At 70.8% G+C, this 6131-nt stretch carries 8 protein-coding genes and 1 tRNA gene (1 of these 9 running past the window's edge); 8 read left to right on the forward strand and 1 reads right to left on the reverse strand.

Annotation, left to right across the window (positions count from 1 at the left end; all coding sequences use genetic code 11):
• Positions 1-40: 40 nt before the first annotated feature.
• From EV383_RS07215 to EV383_RS07245, 7 genes are all read left to right on the forward strand, one after another.
• Positions 41-364, forward strand: a complete 324-nt coding sequence (locus tag EV383_RS07215; RefSeq protein ID WP_130289188.1) for a hypothetical protein — start codon at positions 41-43, stop codon at positions 362-364.
• A gap of 138 nt (positions 365-502) precedes the next feature.
• Positions 503-1297 (forward strand): hypothetical protein, encoded by a 795-nt coding sequence (locus EV383_RS07220; RefSeq protein WP_130289189.1) that lies wholly within the window; start codon positions 503-505, stop codon positions 1295-1297.
• On the forward strand, positions 1290-2267 hold the full coding sequence (locus tag EV383_RS07225; RefSeq protein ID WP_130289190.1) for an FtsK/SpoIIIE domain-containing protein: 978 nt from the start codon (positions 1290-1292) through the stop codon (positions 2265-2267). The genes EV383_RS07220 and EV383_RS07225 overlap by 8 nt, the downstream gene beginning before the upstream one ends.
• Before the next feature lie 71 nt (positions 2268-2338).
• Positions 2339-2584 carry a helix-turn-helix domain-containing protein gene (locus EV383_RS07230; protein ID WP_242622949.1) on the forward strand — a complete coding sequence of 82 codons (246 nt, stop codon included), beginning with the start codon at positions 2339-2341 and terminating at the stop codon, positions 2582-2584.
• On the forward strand, positions 2581-4107 hold the full coding sequence (locus tag EV383_RS07235; RefSeq protein WP_130289191.1) for a replication initiator: 1527 nt from the start codon (positions 2581-2583) through the stop codon (positions 4105-4107). The genes EV383_RS07230 and EV383_RS07235 overlap by 4 nt, the downstream gene beginning before the upstream one ends.
• Before the next feature lie 72 nt (positions 4108-4179).
• Complete coding sequence (locus tag EV383_RS07240; protein WP_130294033.1) at positions 4180-4371, forward strand: helix-turn-helix transcriptional regulator; 192 nt, start codon at positions 4180-4182, stop codon at positions 4369-4371.
• Positions 4372-4613: 242 nt separating this feature from the next.
• A complete protein-coding gene (locus EV383_RS07245) occupies positions 4614-5516 on the forward strand; it encodes a site-specific integrase (RefSeq protein ID WP_207223457.1) in 903 nt (300 codons plus the stop codon).
• Between the two features lie 59 nt (positions 5517-5575).
• Here the strand turns inward: EV383_RS07245 and EV383_RS07250 are convergent.
• Positions 5576-5649: transfer RNA gene (locus tag EV383_RS07250), tRNA-Arg, on the reverse strand.
• Between the two features lie 207 nt (positions 5650-5856).
• On the opposite strand from EV383_RS07250, the gene EV383_RS07255 reads away from it, so the two are divergent.
• Positions 5857-6131, forward strand: partial view of a PP2C family protein-serine/threonine phosphatase gene (locus EV383_RS07255; RefSeq protein ID WP_130289193.1) — the 5' end (the start) only. 532 nt of this gene lie beyond the right edge of the window; the window shows 275 of its 807 coding nt (coding positions 1-275); it begins with the start codon at positions 5857-5859; the stop codon falls past the right edge of the window.

Below are 6131 nucleotides of genomic sequence, written 5' to 3' on the forward strand. Positions count from 1 at the left end.
CGAACGGAGGGGCCACACATCGAGTCCCTGGAGGACGGTCATGGCAATGATCAAGGTCGACACCACCGGCGCCCGCTACACCGTCGGCGCGGTCGCGAAGCCGAAGACGGACATGGAAGGGCGGCAGCGGCAGGACCGGGTGACCGGTGCGTCGCTGTTCACCACGCAGCTGGTGAAGGTCGACGCCGAGGGCGCGGAGATCCTCTCGATCACAACGCCGGGTGCTCCGGCAGTGGATCAGGGCGCGGAGGTGCGGCCGGTGAACCTGGTCGCGATCCCGTGGCAGCAGGGCCAGCGCGCCGGTGTCGCGTTCAAGGCCGACGCGATCGAGCCGATCCACGCCCCGTCGTCCAAGGCGTCCTGAGCCGCGCACCCGCCACGCCCGCCATCTGGTCGGTGGAGAGGGGCTCGGGACTCGCTTCCTCAGAGCCCCGGACCTCTCTCCCCGGCGCACGTCACGCATCAACCTCGCTGCCTGTACTGCGCCCGGAAGGCCCTTGTCATGCCTCGCACCGCATCCCCCGCCCGCCCGTCGACAGCCCGGGGACGTTCCCGCGTCGACTCCTTCGAGATCATCTCCGCCCCGCCGCGCCACCCGGTCGGCCGGGTCCTCGGACTGCTGATCAGGCTGCGCGTCGAGCTGTTCGTCCTGACCCTGAGCCTCACGGTGTGGATCGCGCTCACCCCGGACCACGTCACCGGCGCGGACGGGGCCCCGGTCGCTGTCCCCGGGACCGGCCTCGACCTCGCTGCCCGTGCGTCGGTGTGCGTCGGGGCTCTGATGCTGCTCGCGTTGCTGCCGTGGACCCGCCGGTTCCTGTTCCACCGCGCTCAGGCGGTCGTCACCCGTCATCGACTGCGTCAGACCCTCGTCGAATGCCGGGTAGTCAACTTCTCCCGCGCCTGCCCGCTGTTCCTCTGGTCCCGGCCGACGCGGGTCGGTGAGGTCGTCTGGCTGTTCCTGCGTGCCGGGATCAGCCCGAACGACGTCGCCGAACAGGTCGAGGAGATCGCCGCCGGTTGCTACGCCCGGGAGGCCCGTGTCACGCCCTGGCCGTCGATGACTGCCCTGGTGCGGGTCGAGGTCATCCGCCGTGACCCGCTCGCCCCGGCGACCATCCGTTCCGAGGTGTTCCGCTGGGCGGGCGGCACCGGCGACGACGACGGCCCCTGGACCGACGTCCCGTCCCCGCGCCCCGAGCGTCCGGCACGTGAGTGGCCCGTTCCGGCTCCGGCGCCGGCTGTTGGCGACGGCCCGGCCGCTGGGCGTGCGGGGGACTGGTCGGACTATGTCTGAGCTGAACCCACCCACGCTCTCGCTGCACGCCGTCGATGGCAGCCCGTCGCCCCGGCTGCTGGTGCGTCCGCTGGCGGTGCTGGCTCGGATGATCGATGCGGCTCAGGCCCGCCGCGATCGCCGAGACCCTGCCGGGCCCTCGATCTGGGAGCCGATCCACCTCGGCATCCGCGAGGACGGACGCCCGGTCCGCGTCCCGCTGATCTACCGCAACATGCTCCTCGCTGGCGAACCCGGCGCCGGGAAGTCGGTGGGACTCAACAACATCGTCGCCCACGCGGCCCTGTCGATGGACTGCCGACTCTGGTTGTTCGACGGGAAGATCGTCGAACTCGGCCTGTGGCGCTCGTGCGCAGACCGGTTCGTCGCCAACAGCCTTGACGATGCCATTGCTGCCCTGCTCGACCTTCAGTCCGAGATGGACTCCCGTTACGCCGTCCTCGACGACGAGCGGCGCCGCAAGATCGCACGCTCCGACGGGGTCGAGCCGATCGTGGTCGTTCTCGATGAGCTGGCCTACTTCTCAGCCACCGTCGGCACCAAGCGCGAGCAGGAAGCTTTCTCGGTCCTGGTCCGGGATGTCGTCGCCCGTGGCCGCGCCGCCGGGATCATCGTCATCGCCGCAACGCAGCGCCCGTCCGCGGACATCATCCCGACCAGCCTGCGGGACCTGTTCGGCTACCGGTGGGCGTTCCGCTGCACCACCGACACCAGCTCGGACATCGTGCTCGGGCACGGCTGGGCCTCACGCGGCTACACCGCCGGCTCGGTCGCGCCGGAGGCGAAGGGGATCGGGTTCCTGCTCGCCGAAGGCGGCATCCCGCGCCGGGTCAAAGCCGCCTACCTCTCCGACGACGAGGTCTACGCCCTCGCCGACCGGGCCGCCCTGCGCCGCCTCGCGGCCGGTCTGAGCACCCACGCCCCGGCCGCGGATGCCGGGCCCGCCGGTCAGCCCGGAGGCGCGTCGTGAGCGCCCCGACTGTCAGGACCGGGTTGACACCCGACCGCCCCGCACCGGCCCGCCCACGTGGTGCCCGGCGGGTGGTGGAGAACGACGACTACGCCCGCTTCACCCGCCGCATCCTCGCCGCGCACGCCCGCCGGATCGGCTCCGGGGACATCGAAGGACTCACCGATCTGTCCCGCCTCCCCACCGAGATCGACGCGATCACCGCCGACGCAGTCACCGGACTGCGCGCCGCAGGGTTCTCCTGGGCCGAGATCGCCGCTCGTCTGGGCACCAGTCGGCAGGCCGCGCACCAGCGCTATGGCTGTAGCCGGCCATGACCTCGACCGCCCGTGACCGGCTGACCGTCGACGAGATCGGCGCGCGTCGCCGTGCCCGCCTCGCCCGCGAGTTCAGCACCGCCGACGCGCTCGCACGCGCTGGCGACGAGGGTTACGGGCGCTGGCTCGACCACGTGTCCCCGGCTGCTGGCTGTGCGCACCCGGTCAAGCTCTCCGGCACCGTCTACCGGGTCGAGCAGTCCACGGGCCGGATCACCTCGGAGCGGCACACCTCGGAGATGCCCGACGGGCTGATCTACACCGCCTGCGGCAACCGCCGCGCCTCTGTCTGCCCGTCGTGCGCCGAGACCTACCGGGCCGACACCTTCCAGCTCGTCACCGCCGGTCTCGTCGGCGGCAAAGGCACCCCCGCGTCGGTGGCCGGGCATCCGACGGTGTTCCTGACCGTCACCGCTCCCTCGTTCGGTGCGGTGCACTCTCACCGCACCGGCTCGAATGGCCGGCTGCTGCCGTGCCACCCGCGACGCGACGCGACGCTCTGCGAGCACGGTGTCGCTCCGGCCTGCTGGGAACGCCACGCCGAGACCGATTCCGTTGTCGGGCAGCCGATGTGCTTGGACTGCTACGACCACCCGCACCAGGCGGTGTGGAACATGCACGTCGGTGAGCTCTGGCGCCGCACGATGATCGGCGCCAACCGCGACCTGCGGCATCTCGAGCGCCTGCACAAGACCCGGATGCGGTTGAGCTACACCAAGGTTGCCGAGTTTCAGGCCCGGGGCGCCGTGCACCTGCACGCCCTGGTCCGCCTCGACGGCCGCGACCCCGACAACCCGCTCGCCACCCTGGCGCCGCCGCCCGGGATCAGCGCTGGACAGCTCGCGCTGCTGCTGCGCTCCGCCGTCGGCGGGACCGCGTTCACCACCGGGCCGCATCCCTACCGCCCGGCCGGATGGGAGATCACCTGGGGCTCCCAGGTCGACCCACGCCCGATCCGCCTCGCCGCGAAGGATCTCGACGACCAGGCCGAGATCACCACGACCGCCGTCGCCGCTTATCTCGCCAAGTACGCGACCAAGGCCACGGAGACCGCCGGGCATCTCTCGACCCGGCTGCGGCCGGACACGGTGCGGTCCTACACCGACCTCGCCACTCACACCGGTCGTCAGATCGACGCGTGCTGGCGCCTCGGGCAACGACTCCGCGGGTACGACGCCGAGGAGTGGGCGACGTCGTGGGGTCGGCTGTGGCGGTGGGCGCACATGCTCGGGTTCGCCGGGCACTTCTCGACGCGCTCGCGCCGGTACTCCACGACGTTGACCGCATTGCGGCAGGCCCGCCGTGACTGGCAGCTCGCGCACGCCACCACCGGCCCGGCCGACGACGTCGAACGCCTCGACGATGGCCAGGACACCACCGAGGTCGTCATCAGCTCCTTGCAGTACGCCGGGATTGGCTGGCACACCACCGCCGACGCCCTGCTCGCCAGCACCGCCGCCGCCCAGGCCCGGGACAGGAGGCGCACGGCTCGCGAGGAACTCACCACCGCAACGGCCGGCTGAAAGGACAGCGAGATGGGACCGACACACCACCGGGCGAGAAGCGCCGGGACTAGAGGAGAGGAGGTGACAGCGATGGAGATCAAGCCGCGTCTATGGACTGTGCAGGACGTAGCGGACTACCTGGGCATCCCGGTCGGGACGCTCTACGACTGGCGCTGCAAGGGCTACGGCCCGCGCGCCAAGAAGGTCGGCCGATACCTCCGCTACGAGGCCGATGTGGTCCGGCAGTGGTTCGACGACCTCGACGAGGACGGGGCGGCCTGATGGCACGCCCACCACTCCCCATCGGTACCTACGGGAAGATCCTGACCCGGAAGCTCGGCCCGGGGCGGTTCCGGTCGTGGGCCAACTACCGGGACTACGACGGCGTCACCCGCCGGGTGCAGAGGTACGCCGCGACCGGCCCCGCGTCCGAGAAGAAGCTGAAGGAGGCTCTGAGGGACCGCAGCCGCTACTCCCTGGAAGGGGAGATCACCGGGGACACACGGGTTCGTGTGGTCGCGGAGATGTGGCTGCGCGACCTGGACGAGTCCGACCGGGCCCTACGGACGAAGGTGACGTACCGCGATGCCTGGCGCCGATCTCTTGAGTCGGCGGTGGGGGAGCTGAGGGTGAGCGACCTTCGCGTGTCGACCGTCGACCGGGCCGTCCGGGAGATCAGAGAGCGACGGGGGAGCGGCTCGGCCCATCACGCCAAGGTGGTCCTCTCGGGGATCGCCGGTCTGGCCGTCCGGCACGACGCCCTGGAGGCGAACCCGGTTCGTGAGCTGAGTCCGACGAGCCGCAAGTCGCGGACGGAGAAGCTCATCCTCACCGAAGCGAGCGTCGACCGGTTGGCCACGTTCCTGGCCGACTCCGATGATGCGAAGAAGTACGACCTCGTCGACATGGTGACGGCGCTGGCCGGCCTGGGGTGCCGCATCGGGGAGCTGCTCGCCCTCGACTGGACCCGGGTCGACGACGTCGCGTGCACGCTCTCAATCGAAGGAACGGTCATCCGCGTCCCCGGCGAGGGACTCATCGTGCAACCGCACACCAAGTCGCGCGCGAGCATGCGGACGGTCCGTCCTCCGGGATGGGTGCTGGACGCGCTGCGTCGGCGCCACGAGGTGTCGCATGGCCCGTGGGTCTTCCCGTCTACGGCGGGGACGTTGCGCGATCCCGACAACACCCGGAAGCAGTTGCGCCAGGTCCTCGCCGCCACCGAGTGGAAGGGCCTGCACCCCCACGCGTTCCGTCATCTGGTTGCGACACGGCTCGACGGAGCTGGTCTATCGGCACGAGAGATCGCCGACTACCTGGGCCACGAGAAGGTGTCGATGACGCAGGACGTCTACATGTCCCGGCGGGTGGCCGGCGCCGCTGCCTCGGTCGCCCTGGACGGTTTCGGCGAGCCGGGTAAACGGTAGGTATTCGGTAGGTGGATCTTGACGGTCACACCGGGCCGACTTGCTGACCTGGTGTTGTGTGCCCCCGGCAGGATTCGAACCTGCGACCACAGGATTAGAAGGCCCGTGCTCTATCCAACTGAGCTACGAGGGCGTCCGTCGGCGACTCCGCGCCGACCGTCGGAGCCTATCGTCCGAGCGCAACACGCCGGAGCCCAACTCGGGCGTCACCCGTCGTCGGACCAAGATCGCCTGGTGCGACGGGCCCGGCCCGCCGGTCGGAGCCATCCTTACGGCTGACACGCACGCGGAAAGGGCCTCGCCTGCAACCCCGGGACGGGGTGGCCTCCATACTGTCCCCATGGTTCTGGGACTGCGATCCGCGATCGGGTCGGATGTGGGTCGCCGCCGGACGTCGAACCAGGACTCCGGAGCGACGACCGGCCGGCTGCTGGTGGTCGCGGACGGGATGGGCGGCCACGCGCACGGCGAGATCGCGAGTGCGGTGACGGTGGCGGCCCTGACCGAGCTCGACGCGCGGTTGCCCCGGGACCTCAGCGACGTCGACCTGGCCGAGGAGATGTCGAACGCGCTCGTCGCGGCGACCGACAACCTCGAGCAACAGGCCCTGGCCGA

Source organism: Pseudonocardia sediminis (genome assembly GCF_004217185.1).
In the GTDB taxonomy this organism is placed as follows: domain Bacteria; phylum Actinomycetota; class Actinomycetes; order Mycobacteriales; family Pseudonocardiaceae; genus Pseudonocardia; species Pseudonocardia sediminis.